The sequence below is a fragment of the Acinetobacter sp. NCu2D-2 genome, from assembly GCF_001647675.1.
In the GTDB taxonomy this organism is placed as follows: Bacteria; Pseudomonadota; Gammaproteobacteria; order Pseudomonadales; family Moraxellaceae; genus Acinetobacter.
In genome coordinates this window covers 1,472,963-1,487,569 of sequence record NZ_CP015594.1, presented here as the reverse complement: position 1 = coordinate 1,487,569, position 14,607 = coordinate 1,472,963, and the positions used below count along the sequence as shown (strand labels likewise).

The 14,607-nt window shown below is 40.3% G+C and carries 18 protein-coding genes; 16 read left to right on the top strand and 2 right to left on the bottom strand.

Annotation, left to right across the window (positions count from 1 at the left end):
- Positions 1 to 23 precede the first annotated feature (23 nt).
- The 16 genes from A3K93_RS07085 (at position 24) to pyrF (ending at position 12,006) form a co-directional block, all read left to right on the top strand.
- Positions 24 to 797: a TatD family hydrolase gene (locus A3K93_RS07085; protein WP_067730212.1), complete on the top strand. Its 774-nt coding sequence runs from the start codon at positions 24 to 26 to the stop codon at positions 795 to 797.
- Between the two features lie 45 nt (positions 798 to 842).
- Complete coding sequence (locus tag A3K93_RS07080; RefSeq protein WP_067730210.1) at positions 843 to 1,457, top strand: TetR/AcrR family transcriptional regulator; 615 nt, start codon at positions 843 to 845, stop codon at positions 1,455 to 1,457.
- A 6-nt stretch (positions 1,458 to 1,463) separates the two neighbouring features.
- A complete protein-coding gene (locus A3K93_RS07075; RefSeq protein WP_442855657.1) occupies positions 1,464 to 2,015 on the top strand; it encodes a type II secretion system protein in 552 nt (183 codons plus the stop codon).
- 106 nt (positions 2,016 to 2,121) lie between these two features.
- On the top strand, positions 2,122 to 2,523 hold the full coding sequence (gspI, locus tag A3K93_RS07070) for a type II secretion system minor pseudopilin GspI (protein ID WP_227509859.1): 402 nt from the start codon (positions 2,122 to 2,124) through the stop codon (positions 2,521 to 2,523).
- Positions 2,520 to 3,149: a type II secretion system minor pseudopilin GspJ gene (gene gspJ / locus A3K93_RS07065; protein ID WP_067730205.1), complete on the top strand. Its 630-nt coding sequence runs from the start codon at positions 2,520 to 2,522 to the stop codon at positions 3,147 to 3,149. Before gspI ends, gspJ begins: the two co-directional genes overlap by 4 nt.
- Entirely contained in the window at positions 3,146 to 4,108 is a 963-nt protein-coding gene (gene gspK / locus A3K93_RS07060) for a type II secretion system minor pseudopilin GspK (protein WP_067730204.1), read from the top strand. The genes gspJ and gspK overlap by 4 nt, the downstream gene beginning before the upstream one ends.
- Positions 4,109 to 4,241: 133 nt before the next feature.
- Positions 4,242 to 4,838 carry a 6-pyruvoyl trahydropterin synthase family protein gene (locus tag A3K93_RS07055; RefSeq protein WP_067730203.1) on the top strand — a complete coding sequence of 199 codons (597 nt, stop codon included), beginning with the start codon at positions 4,242 to 4,244 and terminating at the stop codon, positions 4,836 to 4,838.
- Between the two features lie 52 nt (positions 4,839 to 4,890).
- Positions 4,891 to 5,604 carry a uracil-DNA glycosylase gene (gene ung / locus A3K93_RS07050; protein ID WP_067730201.1) on the top strand — a complete coding sequence of 238 codons (714 nt, stop codon included), beginning with the start codon at positions 4,891 to 4,893 and terminating at the stop codon, positions 5,602 to 5,604.
- On the top strand, positions 5,601 to 6,722 hold the full coding sequence (locus tag A3K93_RS07045; RefSeq protein ID WP_067730199.1) for an enoyl-CoA hydratase/isomerase family protein: 1,122 nt from the start codon (positions 5,601 to 5,603) through the stop codon (positions 6,720 to 6,722). Before ung ends, A3K93_RS07045 begins: the two co-directional genes overlap by 4 nt.
- Positions 6,723 to 6,728: 6 nt before the next feature.
- Complete coding sequence (tadA, locus tag A3K93_RS07040; protein ID WP_067730198.1) at positions 6,729 to 7,277, top strand: tRNA adenosine(34) deaminase TadA; 549 nt, start codon at positions 6,729 to 6,731, stop codon at positions 7,275 to 7,277.
- A 31-nt stretch (positions 7,278 to 7,308) separates the two neighbouring features.
- On the top strand, positions 7,309 to 7,740 hold the full coding sequence (locus tag A3K93_RS07035; protein ID WP_067730197.1) for an SRPBCC family protein: 432 nt from the start codon (positions 7,309 to 7,311) through the stop codon (positions 7,738 to 7,740).
- 17 nt (positions 7,741 to 7,757) lie between these two features.
- On the top strand, positions 7,758 to 8,441 hold the full coding sequence (cmk, locus tag A3K93_RS07030; RefSeq protein ID WP_067730196.1) for a (d)CMP kinase: 684 nt from the start codon (positions 7,758 to 7,760) through the stop codon (positions 8,439 to 8,441).
- Positions 8,442 to 8,550: 109 nt separating this feature from the next.
- A complete protein-coding gene (rpsA, locus tag A3K93_RS07025; protein WP_067730195.1) occupies positions 8,551 to 10,227 on the top strand; it encodes a 30S ribosomal protein S1 in 1,677 nt (558 codons plus the stop codon).
- Positions 10,228 to 10,393: 166 nt separating this feature from the next.
- A complete protein-coding gene (locus A3K93_RS07020; RefSeq protein ID WP_067730193.1) occupies positions 10,394 to 10,699 on the top strand; it encodes an integration host factor subunit beta in 306 nt (101 codons plus the stop codon).
- 14 nt (positions 10,700 to 10,713) lie between these two features.
- Positions 10,714 to 11,079 (top strand): lipopolysaccharide assembly protein LapA domain-containing protein, encoded by a 366-nt coding sequence (locus tag A3K93_RS07015; RefSeq protein WP_067730192.1) that lies wholly within the window; start codon positions 10,714 to 10,716, stop codon positions 11,077 to 11,079.
- 246 nt (positions 11,080 to 11,325) lie between these two features.
- Positions 11,326 to 12,006 (top strand): orotidine-5'-phosphate decarboxylase, encoded by a 681-nt coding sequence (pyrF, locus tag A3K93_RS07010; protein ID WP_067730189.1) that lies wholly within the window; start codon positions 11,326 to 11,328, stop codon positions 12,004 to 12,006.
- A 107-nt stretch (positions 12,007 to 12,113) separates the two neighbouring features.
- On the opposite strand, the gene A3K93_RS07005 is transcribed toward pyrF, so the two are convergent.
- Together A3K93_RS07005 and A3K93_RS07000 are read right to left on the bottom strand one after the other, a co-directional pair.
- Entirely contained in the window at positions 12,114 to 13,022 is a 909-nt protein-coding gene (locus A3K93_RS07005; protein WP_067730187.1) for a lysine exporter LysO family protein, read from the bottom strand.
- 55 nt (positions 13,023 to 13,077) lie between these two features.
- A complete protein-coding gene (locus A3K93_RS07000) occupies positions 13,078 to 14,589 on the bottom strand; it encodes a flavin-containing monooxygenase (RefSeq protein ID WP_067730185.1) in 1,512 nt (503 codons plus the stop codon).
- Between the last annotated feature and the right edge of the window lie 18 nt (positions 14,590 to 14,607).

Below are 14,607 nucleotides of genomic sequence, written 5' to 3'. Positions count from 1 at the left end.
TCCACCCAGTTAAGGAACTCATTGTGTTTGTAGATACGCACTGTCATCTTACTTTGCTTGATTTAACACCCTATGATGGGGATTTAGATTTAGCGCTCGCACAAGCCCGTGAAGCTGGTGTTTCAAAATTTATGAGCATTTCAGTCGATTTAGATGATCACATTAAATTGGCTGAAATCGCTGCGCGTCATGACGACGTTGGTTATAGCGTGGGCGTGCATCCTTGTGAAGATGCAGCAACCATGGCTCGAGCAACCACAGAATATCTTGTTGAACTGGCACAAGCTGAAAAAGCATGGGCATTGGGTGAAACAGGTCTAGACTACTACCACAGCACAGAATTTGTCGCTGAACAAAAAGAATGTTTTGCGCGTCATATTCACGCCTCTCAAATTGTCAAAAAACCAGTCGTTGTACACACCCGTTCAGCAAAACACGATACCGTTGATATTATCCGTGCTGAAAAATCGACTCATGGGATTTTGCATTGTTTTACTGAAGACTGGGAAACAGCGAAAGCGGTTCTAGATTGCGGTTATTACGTATCGTTTTCAGGTATTGTGTCATTTAAGAACGCACAAGATTTACGTGATGTGGCAAAGCAAGTGCCGCTTGATCGTGTCTTAATTGAAACAGATAGTCCTTATCTCGCACCGATGCCATATCGTGGTAAATCCAATGAACCTAAATATGTGCCTTATGTAGCCAAAGCGCTTTGTGATGTATATGATAAGACGCTGGAAGAGATGGCTTTTATTACAAAGCAGAACTTCGAGAATCTTCTAAAAATGAAGTAAATAATTTGAATTGATATAAGAGCATAAGAGAGTTATAGGGTGAAGATGGATCGTCAAGCTCAGTTTCGAGCAAGAGAAACTTTGATATTTCAAGTTGCCGAGCAGCTATTATTGGAAAATGGCGAAGCAGGCATGACCTTGGATGCGCTTGCAGCCGAGCTTGATCTCGCGAAAGGAACACTTTATAAACATTTTCAGAGTAAAGATGAACTCTATATGCTGCTGATTATTCGTAATGAGCGCATGTTGCTGGAAATGATTCAGGATACTGATAAAGCATTCCCTGAGCACCTTGCTTTCTTTATGCTCCATCACTTACATCATCCTGAGCGTACGGTATTGTTCCATCAAATTGAGGAACGCTTATCGACTACAGGTGTAGGCATCCAGCATTTATTTAGCGAACTTTATCAAGTGCGTAAACAGCGTCTGCGTTTGATCATTCGTATGACTGAAAGCTATTTAATCTCCATTGGCAGTTCAATGAGTTGTCGAGATTATTTGGCTTCGATTTGGTCGCTAACGCATGGTGCGGCTGCTATTTTAAATTCTAGTTTCTATCAGCGTTATTTAGGTTCACGAGATACTTTGCGAGTTGCCTATATTGATCAAGCGCTTGCTTTACCAAAACAAATGAATCGCCTAGAACAATGTGTTTAAGTGATGATAAAGCATAATTCTCAACGATCACAACATGGCTTTACACTGATCGAAGTGATGGTAGTGATTGTGATCATGGGAATTATGGCCACACTTGTTGTTTTAAATATTGATGGGATTGATTACCGTAAAGCGTTGCAAGCACGGGAAGTGCTGATTCTGGATTTGAAACGGATACAACGAGAATCTGTTGATCAATCAAGAATTTTAGCATTGGTGGTTCATCCTGCGACTGATGTCTCAGATACTTCATATACTATTCAAGAATATATACCTGCGAATTCAAGCGCTGCTTTACAACAGACAAAAACAAAATGGCAAAGTTATGATGATTTTAAAGTACGCTATTTACCGAGTGGTGTAAGTCTACACATTGATAGTCTCAGTCAACGCTATGAAAATGCTCAAAACCGTGAATTATTAGAAAATAATGCACCTAAATTGATTTGGCTCGGTAATGGTGAAGCGAAGCCTGTACGTATTCAATTGTATTTGTCAGGTGAAGCGATTGGTCAAGCCATTGAAATTGATCATTTGGGTAAGATCAATGATATCTAGATATTTCAATCGGGGCGCTGGAGCAGATGCAATCAAACCATTTAAGTCGAGTGCTGATCGATTTCATTGTCTGCATTTTAAGTATAGATATTCGTTTTGCGCAGCGGTGAAACAGCGTTTTACTCATCGCTGCTCAGGATTTACCTTGTTGGAAGTAATGGTGGCGCTTGCAATATTTGCCACAGCAGCCATGACCTTGACGAAAGTTTCCATGCAATACACCCAAGCAACCTCACATGCCATTTTAAGAACCAAAGCACAGTTTGTCGCGTTAAATGAAGCGGCTCAGATGGATATTAACCGTGAGTGGTTAACTGGAACTTCATCTGAGAAAAAAACATCTCAGGGTGAAATGTGGCAAATCGATAAAAAAGCCGAAGCCACCATAAGCCCAAATGTACAGCGAATTGATATTCAAGTCAGTTTAGTCAATCAAGAAACAGAGCAGGTCGAAGCAGGCATCAGTAGTCTTGTGTTTTTTAACCAAAAGGTGAAAGACACACCATGAGACATTTAGGTTTTACTCTCGTTGAATTATTGGTGGCAATTGCGATTTTCGCCGTATTGTCTGCTTTAGGCTGGAAGGTGTTTGATCATATTGTGATGACCAAAGATCAAAATATTGTACATGAGCAACGTTTAGATCAATTACAGCAGACCTATCAGCAAATCTTAAGAGATACTGTTCAACTCGTGCCTTTAACCTCAAATTTAAATGTTGAAATTCGACCTGCGCTGGTTCTGCAAAATAATAAAATTAGTTTTAGTAAATCAGGTGTAACAGATCCTTTACAGCAGGGCATTGCACCTGATGAACGCGTAGAATATCTGTACCGACAAGATGAGCAAAAACTGTATCGGCTGCGTTATCAAAACTTAAATCAGTCAGGGCGTGAACAACCTGATTCAAGTGTGATGCTTGATCAAGTTGAGCGATTTAGCGTTGAAGTGCTGAATCCGAATAGTTTGACTGAATGGCCTGAACCAAGTGCGAATTCAGAGGATTTGATTGCAAAACAGAAATTGCCACGCGGAATCAAAATCAATCTTGTGATCAATCAAGTTGAATATGAATGGTTGTTCAGTTTGCTAAATACTGAGTTTCTTGAGGCTAAACAAGGTGCTCAGCCATGAAACAGTTTGATTCCTCAAAGCAACGTGGCATAGCACTAATTACAATTTTAGTCATGGTTGCACTCGCAACGATTTTGGCTGCAACCATTGCAAAGCGTCAGGCAGCGACTTCAGAAAGTACCGCTTACTTGATGCGACAAAATCAATCTTTAATGTATGCAAAAAGTGCCGAAGCGTTTTTTTCTGAATTATTGCTGGATGATGCTGAAAATGCTGCTGAATCGGATCATTTGCAGGAAACTTGGGCACAGCCGATGCCACCTTTTCCTGTTGAAGATGGTTATGTCGCAGGGCAACTGGTCGATGAATCAGGAAAATTTAATCTGAACAGTTTGGTGAAAGAAAATGGCGAGGTCAATGAAACCGCTAAACAGTGGTTTGAACTGATTCTAAAGAGAGCAGGATTGCCTGAGCAGCTCAGTGAAGCAGTGATTGATTGGCAAGACGTAGATGAAACGCCAATTGGGGCGATGGGTGCAGAATCGAGTTATTATCAAGGTTTGCCGAATGCTGCCTTGCCTCCCAATAGTCCATTTCACGATGTTGAAGAGCTCAAGCTGATCCGTGGTTTTGAAGATAACAAATATAAACTTATTGCAAATGACGTGACAGCATCACCGTTAAAAGAAGCAAAAGTGAATATTAATACAGCAAGTGCGAACCTACTTGCCAGTTTAGATGAGCAGTTAGAGCCTCAACGTATTCAAAAAGTTTTAGATCAACGTGCTGCAAATAATCAGTACTTTTCAAATGTCTCGGAATTATGGGAAATTGAACCCTTTAATCAGGTCGATGCCAGTAAAAGAGCTTTGTTTAATGATCAATTGGGTGTGCAGTCTTCGGTGTTTAAAGCACGTATTGAGGTGATGCTGAGTGAAAGACGCCGTCAATTGACCAGTCAATTGGTGCGCCAAGATAAACATGTCTACGTGGCTTATCGAAGTATGGCGCCATTTTAGTTTTCAAGGATGTGTAATTTTTTTTGATCATCCAATTGACCAATCAAGCTAAACAGTAAAATTAATCCTCATGGGTTTACTTTTGCTTTATAATTAAAACTAATTCACCTATTTTTTGACGACATTACGGCACATGTTAATTCGTAAGTTATTCAAGTTTGAAAACGCTCATATCGTGCGTAATTGCACGTCAGATCGCTGTAAGCGCTCGATTCATGGACATAGCTATAAAGTTGAGCTTTTACTGAAAGCTTCTAAACTTGACCATGGACAAATGGTTTACGACTTTGGTTTGCTGAAAGGTGTGATTAAGGACTTTTTTGATTCTTTTGATCATGCGATTTGTTTTTGGCAAAATGACAGTGCTGAATATATTCAAGCCTGCAAAAACTTTAGTGCACGTTGGGTGTCTTTGCCTGTGTCACCATCAGCAGAGCAGTTTTCAAGAATTTTCTTCTTTTTAGCACAACAAGTGTTGGCCTCTACCATTACTCAAAATGGCGAAGGTGATGTTGAAGTCTATTCAGTGATCGTGCATGAAACCGATACAGGCTATGCACAAAGCTTCATTGAAGATATTGAAAATGAACAAATGGGTTTGCTTGCGCTAGATCAAATTGAATTTTCTGAACAAGTACAAGCGGAATGGACTGATCCTGAAATGTTTGCAAAATTGAAACAAGGCATTCCATTTCATAACCCAACTGTAGACTTACAAGTTAAACTATAAAATCATTCTTTAGAATGATGTGATTCAACTGGCATAGATTTAGGATTGAAGAATGTCTTTAACTGAACAGCAACTGCAAAAACTGAGTAAAGTTCAGTTAGATGAAAGCTGGAAATATGGATTAAGTGATTTCTTACTCAGTCCGAAAATGGATGAGTTGAAAGCATTTTTACTTGAAGAAAAAAAAGCGGACAAGGTGATTTATCCACCGAGCCATCTCATTTTTAATGCATTGAATACGACGCCGCTGGATCGTGTCAAAGTCGTGATTTTAGGGCAAGACCCTTATCATGGACCGAACCAAGCGCATGGTTTAAGTTTTTCAGTGCAAAAGGGTGTCGCGATTCCACCATCTTTACGAAACATCTATCATGAGTTACATTCTGACTTGGGTGTTGCAATTCCTAAACATGGCAATTTAACGCGCTGGGCTGAACAAGGTGTTTTGTTATTGAATGCTGTGCTTACAGTTGAAGCAGGTCAGCCGACATCACATCAAAAACGTGGCTGGGAAGCCTTTACAGATCATGTCATTGATGTATTAAATGAACAGCGTGAGCACGTGGTGTTTATTTTATGGGGGGCTTATGCACAGCGTAAGGGGCAGCGCATCGATGAAACAAAACATCTGGTGCTAAAAGCCGCACATCCTTCTCCATTGGCTGCAAATCGTGGCGGTTTCTTTGGGTGTAAAGTATTTTCTAAATCGAATAATTATCTTAAACAACATGGCATTGAGCCTATAGATTGGCAGCTGGACGCATGACTTATTCTCCTGTTTCTAAACAGTACCATCCTGACTTAATTGTTGAACAAGCGCAAAATGGATGGCGTATTGTTCGTTTAAATCGACCTAAATCATTACATGCTTTAGATGAATCGATTGTTACTGCTTTATTGGAAGTCTTTGAGGATTTTCATAGTGACGATGACGTAAAAGCAATTTGGCTTGATTCAACCACGCCGAAAGCATTCTGCGCGGGTGGTGATGTACGTAAGTTACGTCAATTGGTGATCAATGATGAAGTCGATACCGCGAATAAGTTTTTCGAACAAGAATATGCTTTAGATTTACTTTTGCATAACTATGCAAAACCCGTGCTGATCTGGGGCGAAGGTTATGTCATGGGTGGTGGACTTGGTCTGTTTATGGCTGCGCCTTTCCGCTTGGTGACACCTTATTCACGCCTCGCTATGCCGGAAATCAATATTGGCTTATATCCTGATGTGGGCGGAACACGTTTCCTTGCAGATCGTGGTGCAATTGGTCTATTCACAGGCTTAACTGGCTCGATTATGACCGCCGCAGGGGCATATGGTATTGGTTGGGCAACCCATATTTGTGATGCACAACGTGCTTTAGTGTTAGATAAATTAGTGAATATTGACTGGGATCATTATCCAGCAGGGCATTTCCGCGCCATTGATGACACCTTAAATAGTCTGCACCGTCCAGTAGGTCCTGGTCCATTACAAAACTCAATTGATGTAATTCAAAGCGTTTCACGCGGTGTGAGTTTTGAAAGTGACTATCAAGCGATTGTTGGCTTAAGTGATGCACGTAGTGATTGGTTGCGTCAAGCGAGTGAAAACCTACAAAAGGGTTCACCAACCACAGCTGCATTGACTTGGTTGTTGTGGCAATGGGGTAAACAGGTTCATTCTTGGAATGAAGTTTTTGAGCTTGAACGTCAAATCTCGGATTGGAAAATTCGTCACCCTGACTTTGTGGAAGGTGTTCGCGCGCGTTTGGTGGATAAAGACTTGTCACCTGAATGGACAATTGGTTCAGATATGAGCCTGAAAGGTATTCTTGCTGCATATCCACCTGTGACAACTATTGAAAGTTGGAATGCTCTCCTGAAGCAGTATGAGGTCATTTAATTTTTAATGACGGATGTTGTATATAGTGATGAATATTGGATGCAGTTTGCCTATGAGCAGGCTGCACTTGCGGCAAAACAACAGGAAATTCCTGTTGGTGCTGTGATTGTCAGTCAAAATCAAATTATTGGGCGTGGTTTTAATGCGCCCATTTCATTAAATGATCCAACCGCACATGCTGAAATTGTCGCACTACGTGATGCTTGTCAGCAGATCAAAAATTATCGTTTACCTGATGATGCAGTATTGTATGTGACCTTGGAGCCGTGCACGATGTGTGTGGGAGCTTTAGTGCATTCAAGGGTTTCGCGTGTGGTTTTTGGTGCGTATGAATCTAAAGCTGGTTCTTTAGTGAGCGCACGTCAGCTCTTAAATTCTGGTTATTACAACCATGTATTTAAGTTTGAATCAGGTTGTATGCAAGAAGCCTGCTCAGCCCTATTGAGTGAATTTTTTAAAATGCGCCGTGAGCAAAAGCGCTTATTGAAACTCGAACAAAAACAGTTACAAGAAAAACTGGATAATGATGCTGAATCAATCAAAAATAGCATCTGATTTTTCATAACGTCTATAAAGAGAAATAAAAATGAATTCTATGCAAGTCAAAAAGGAATTTCCTGCGCCGATTGAGCAAGTCTTTGAACTATTATCTAAACATGCAACTTATAATGTTGCGTTTGCGCCGATTCAAGTGGAGCGTATTAAAGATTCTGCAGATCCAGAACGTCCAGATGGTGTGGGTTCAGTACGAAGTTTAGGTGTAGGTCCAATCAAGCCGTTGAAAGAACAAATTACATTACTTGAGCCAAATCAGCGAATCGAATACAAGATTATTAAAAATCCATTGGTTAAGCATCACTTAGGAATTATTCAATTTGAAAAGGTGAGTGAAAATAAAACCTTGGTCACTTATACGATCGAATTACAAGCACGTGCACCCTTTGTAAGTAAATTAATTCTTGCACAGTTGAAAGCGGGGATTAAACTAGGCTTCGCGAAACTCGCAAAATCTGTATAAATAACTTTGGGTAAGCAATGACAGTTCAGATTATTACAATTGACGGACCAAGTGGTTCTGGTAAGGGTACACTCGCAGCAAAAATTGCAGCGCATTACCAATTTCATCTTTTAGATTCTGGCGCGTTATATCGTTTACTTGGATTGTCATTACAACAAAAATCCTTACTCGATGCACTTGATACAAAACTTGAAGAATGTATACAAATCGCAACAAATTTGGATATTCAATTTATCAGTACTGATACAGGCGTTGATGTGTTATTGGATAGTCAAAACGTTTCAAAAACCATTCGTACTGAACAAGTCGGTGAGTATGCTTCAAAAGTTGCCGCAATTCCTGAACTTAGAACCGCACTTGTGGCACGTCAGCATGCTTTTGCACAAGCGCCAGGACTTGTTGCAGATGGTCGAGATATGGCAACTTCAATCTTCCCAAATGCTCAAGCCAAGATCTATTTAACCGCTTCGGCTGAATCACGTGCGAACCGACGCGTAAAGCAGTTGCAGGGTATGGGGCTGGATGTTAAAATAAGCGACATTTTAGCTAATATCGAGGCACGCGATAAGCGCGATATGGAACGTACAGTTGCACCGCTTAAACCTGCGCCCGATGCTTACATCATTGATAGTTCTAAATTGAACATTGATGAAGTATTCCAGCTGATGACGACTTATATCGATCAGCAGTTAGCCAAATAACTTAATATTTTCAGCAGACGCATAGCTTGATCAGTTTATACGGACTATGTAGATGCTTAATTAAACCGGCCTTGTCTGATCCAAGACCGCTGACTTTATCAGGTATATCATGACCGAATCTTTTGCAGCCCTCTTTGAAGAAAGCGAATTAAACCTCAACGTTGAAAAGGGTGCAGTCATCCAAGGCGTTGTAGTTAGCATCGACTCTGACTGGGTAACTGTTGACACTGGCCTTAAATCTGAAGGCGTTGTTGACCGTGCTGAGTTCTTAAATGAACAACGCGAACTTGAAGTTCAAGTTGGCGACACTGTTGACGTTGTTGTTGAAGCTCTTGACAACGGTATGGGTCAAACAGTTCTTTCTCGCGAAAAAGCTAAACGCGCAGAAACTTGGACTAAACTTGAAAAAATCTTTGAAGACGGCGAAATCGTTACTGGTGTTATCTCTGGTAAAGTTAAAGGCGGTTTCACTGTTGACATCGGTCCAGTTCGTGCATTCCTTCCAGGTTCTTTAGTTGATACTCGTCCTATTCGTGATACTACTCACTTAGAAGGTAAAGAGTTAGAATTTAAAGTAATCAAACTTGACGCTAAACGTAACAACGTTGTTGTTTCACGTCGTGCTGTTATGGAAGCTGAATCTTCAGCTGACCGTGAAGCTCTTCTTGCTCAGCTTGAAGAAGGTCAAACAGTTACTGGTACTATTAAAAATCTTACTGACTACGGCGCATTCGTTGACCTTGGCGGTATTGATGGTCTTCTTCACATCACTGACATGGCTTGGAAACGTATCAAGCACCCTTCAGAAGTTGTTGAAGTGGGTCAAGAAGTTACTGTTAAAGTACTTAAATTCGACCGCGAACGTAACCGCGTATCTTTAGGTCTTAAACAATTAGGCGAAGATCCATGGTTAGCGATCATGAGCCGTTACCCTAAAGGTTCTATCGTTAAAGCTCGCGTAACTAACCTTACTGACTACGGTTGCTTCGCTGAAATCGCTGAAGGCGTTGAAGGTTTAGTACACGTTTCAGAAATGGACCACACTAACAAAAACATCCACCCATCTAAAGTTGTTCAGATCGGTGACGAAGTTGACGTTATGGTTCTTGAAGTGGACGAAGAACGTCGTCGTATTTCTCTTGGTATCAAACAAACTCGTGCTAACCCATGGGAAGAGTTTGCTAAAAACCATGACAAAGGCGAAAAAGTATCAGGTACTATCAAATCAATCACTGATTTCGGTATCTTCATCGGTTTACCTGGCGGTATCGATGGTCTAGTTCACTTGTCTGACATTTCTTGGAACGAACAAGGCGAAGAAGCGATTCGTCGTTACAAGAAAGGTGACACAGTTGAAGCGGTTATCCTTTCTGTAGACGCTGAAGGCAACCGTATCAGCCTTGGCATCAAACAAATGAACAGCGATCCGTTCAACGATTTCTTAGCTGCTAACGAACGCGGTGCGCTTGTTAAAGGTACTGTAACTGCAGTTGACGCTAAAGGCGCTACTGTTAAGTTAGCTGACGAAGTTGAAGCAACTCTTAAAGCATCTGAAATCAACCGCGACCGCGTTGAAGATGCGACTAAATTCTTAGAAGTTGGTCAAGAAGTTGAAGCTAAGATCATCAATGTAGATCGCAAATCTCGCTCTATCAACTTGTCTATCAAAGCGAAAGACGAAGCTGAAGAGAAAGAAGCTGTTGCTAACTTGAAAACAGCTACATCAAGCCAAGACAATGGTCCAAAAACTATTGGTGACTTGATCAAAGCGCAAATGAGCAACTAATTGGTAACTGGTTAAATTGTATTGTTAATGTAAGTTAAGCAATACTTTTTACACAATTACTATAAACGGTAGCGTAGTATTCATATATTGCGCTACCGTTTTGTATTTAAACAGGTTATTATCGAGAAATAGATTCCAAGTAGCTTGATAATTAAAGAGGTCGCAGATGACTACTGAAGCACTTAATAAGTCTGACTTAATAGAGCGCATTTCCCTAAAGAACCCGCATTTGGCTGAACCTTTAGTTGAAGAAGCTGTAAAAATTATGATCGATCAAATGATCGAAGCATTATCTTCAGATAATCGTATTGAGATCCGTGGTTTTGGTAGTTTTGCATTACACCATCGCGAACCACGCGTAGGTCGTAACCCAAAAACTGGTAAATCTGTAGAAGTTGCTGCTAAAGCAGTACCTCACTTCAAACCAGGTAAAGCTTTACGTGATGCAGTAAACGAATCTGCTGGCAAGTAATTTATGGAGTGTTTATGCGTTACGTATTAGTCGTTTTATTACTCGTTGTATTTGGATATTCCTTAGCACTCGTCCTACAAAATGGAACTGAGCTTTCAGTTGACTTGTTGTTTACACAAGTACCTGCCATGCGTTTAGGGCTACTGTTATTACTCACTTTAGTGTTGGGTATTGTTGTGGGTCTATTGTTAGGTGTGCAAGTCTTCCGTGTATTCCAAAACAATTGGGAAATTAAACGTCTACGTAAAGACATCGATCACTTGCGTAAAGAACAGTTGAATTCTGCGAAACTTATGGCTGCAGAAGCTGCTGCAAATACACGTCATGAAAAAACGGTTGCCGATGTTTATCCTAATGATCGACCATCTACACCTCTTTAAGTGGTATTTGTAAACACATGATTTAATTTTTTAATTGATGTATTAAAGACACTCTAATGGATTTCATTAGAGTGTTTTTTTATGTCGATTAGATTTTTAAAGTGAAATAATTAAATATTTGAGAAAAACTATTTTGAATAAGTCACTTAAATTTAATGATAATTTTAATTAGTGAAAAATTTACTTTGTCCATAACGACTGTATCCGTATAATGCCTTGATTTTTTCAATTTAGAGGGTCTTCTTCATGAGTATTATCGTTGCCTTAGATGCCAAAAGCCAATATGACGCAATGACGATTGCAGAGCAATTAGACCCAGCACTTTGCCGTGTGAAAGTTGGAAAAGAGCTTTTTACCCACGAAGGTCCATCTGTGGTAAAAGCCTTACAGGACAAAGGTTTTGAAGTATTCCTTGATTTGAAATTTCACGACATCCCAAATACAACAGCTCAGGCTGTGTGTGCAGCTGCTGACATGGGTGTGTGGATGGTCAATGTTCATGCTTCAGGCGGTCGTAAAATGATGGAAACCTGTGTTGAACGTTTAAAAGCAGGCAATTACAACACCCAGTTGATTGCAGTGACTGTACTGACTTCAATGGGTCGTGAAGACTTACGAGATTTAGGCTTGGACATTGAGCCATTTGAGCAGGTTCAACGACTTGCTAAATTGACTAAAGATAGTGGTTTAGACGGTGTGGTGTGTTCAGCACAAGAAGCAAAAATGTTACGCGAAACATTAGGTCAAGATTTCGCTTTGGTGACACCAGGTATTCGCCCTGAAGGTTCAAATGCTGATGATCAAAAACGTATTGTGACGCCAAAACAAGCGATGCTTGATGGTTCTACTCACTTAGTGATTGGTCGTCCAATTACTAAATCTGAGAATCCAAGCCAAACTTTAAAAGATATTTTGGCGACATTGTAATCCGTCTAACCTCCCTCTCTCTAACTCTCTCCCAAGGGGAGAAAGAATTATCTCATTCTTAAAGTCTTCCTCTCCCTTTAGGAGAGGATTGAGGAGAGGGTGAAACTTCACATCACCGCTAACACACTCACTGCAATCGGTGCTAGCACAGATAAAATAAAACCACTTAGCATGGCATGCGGAATAAATTCATTACCACAAGCCTGCTTAACCATAGGTAGGGTCACATCCATGGCAGTTGCAGCAGCGGCTGAAATTGCTGATCGTGGATAACGCCATCCAATGATATACATCAGTAAAATAGCAATAATTTCTCGAAATAAATCATTCATTAGGGCAATGCTGCCTAATTCAGCATTTTTTAGTTCTGTAACGACAACACCCGTCATCGAATAGAATCCATAGCCTTGTGATAACATGATGAGATCTTTAAGGCTAATGTGATAAATAAAACCTGCACTGATTAAAGCACCTATGCATGAGCCGATAATGCATCCGACAGGTACCAGCATAATTTTCCAGTTTAGCCAAGAACGATCAAGCGGCGAATAAGCCAGATCCAGTCCAATTAAGAACATAAAAGCCAATAACAAATGCCACGTACTGATATGAAGGGTATAGTCAAAGTAGGCAAAACTTTCAGCCAGTGCGTAGCCTAAAGCTAATGCAAGAAAGGCATAACTAATATTAATTAATGACTTGAAAAAAAGAGAGGATGAGACTTTGCCTTGGCTAGATTGATAACCAATACTTTTAAAAAGGAAATAGCAACATACAAATGCACTAATGCTTGTTGTCACTGAGAGAATGAGTGAGCTGCTTAGAATCAGTTGTGGGTTTTGAATGGTATTTAGCGTCTGAGCAAATTCGATCGCAATCGCAATCAATAGAACATAACTAAAATAAGGTAGGATTTTAAAGCATAAACGTTCGAGCCAAAGCGGGAGTCGACGTGCTAAAACAAATCCAATTGCTAAACAAAACAGAAGCTGAAAAATCAGCCAGATCGATTGCATATATAGTGCAGCTCATAATACTCATTGAAACCGCACTATTATGCCGATTTATTGTTTAAGCTGCATGACTTCCTGATTTTCGACTCAGCAGACGATAGTCCGCGGGGTTTAAAGTTTTGGTTTTCAGCCAATATTTCCATGTGTAGGTTGGCCAAAGAGCGAAGTTTTTCCCACCGTCTTGTTGATACCAACTCACACATCCAGATTGCCACACTGTACCTGCCATAATCTCTTGCAGGTGCTGATTAAATTGATCCTGTATTTCATCTTTCACGACAATTGCAGAGCTATGCGTTTTTTCAACCAATTGCATCATTTGGAGAATATATTCCACTTGAGATTCAATCATAAACACGACTGAGTTATGTGCGAGAACAGTATTTGGCCCAAGGAGTTGGAATAAATTAGGGAAATTCTTGGTGTTGATTCCATAATAGCTTTCTGCACCATTTGCCCATGCTTGTTTGAGCTCTATGCCATTTTCACCCACACATTTAAATGATTTAAGGTAAATACGTGGATCGGTGATAAAGCCAGTGCCATAGATTAAACAGTCGATAGGACGTTCAACACCGTCTTTAGTAGTAATACTATTTTCAGTAATTTCCTGAATCGCATCTGTGACTAATTCAACATTTGGTCGATTAAAAGTTGGAAAATATTTGTTAGAAACCAAAATACGTTTACAGCCCATGATGTAATCAGGTGTTAACTTTTGCGCAATCGTTTTATCTTTAACCTGATAACGGATAAAGGCTTCAGCCAACTTTTGGGTATATTTCATCACTGTCGGTTTCACAATCGGCACAACCCGTGATTCATTGGACCAATATAAGCGCGCACGATGAAATTTACGGAACCAATCAAACTTAGCAAAAAGTTTTTTCTCAACATCGTGATATAGGCGTTCGTCACGGGGGATGACCCAAGCTGCTGTACGTTGCATCACATAGAGTTTTTTACATTGCGGTGCAATTTCAGGGATATATTGAATTGCGCTACCACCCGTACCGATTGAAGCGACATTTTTACCATTTAAGTTGTAATGATGATCCCATTGTGAGGAATGGAACACTTTGCCTTGGAATTTTTCGATGCCTTTAATATGGGGGATTTGTGGCACATGCAGCGGACCTGATGCAAAGATGACATATTGCGCTTCAAGTTGACGATCATTATTGAGGCCAAGATGCCATACACATTGATCCTCTTGATATTGAGCTGATAGTACTTCGGTATTGAGTTGGCAGTATTGTTGAAGACTAAATTGTTCAATCAGTCCTTGTATATAGCTAAAGATTTCAGGCGCTTCTGCATAACGTTTAGACCAATCAGTTTTCGGTGCAAAAGACAGCGAATACATATGTGACTGTACATCACATGCAGCCCCAGGATACTGATTTTCACGCCAAGTTCCACCAAAGTCAGATGCTTTTTCCAAAATGATAAAGTCATGAATATTACTTTGTATCAGGCGTATGGCCATCGCTATGCCACCAAAACCACCACCGATGATGGCAATTTTTGTTTTTGACTGAGCTGGTGAAATTCCTTGTTGTTGTGACATGTTTGCAATCCTAGCACT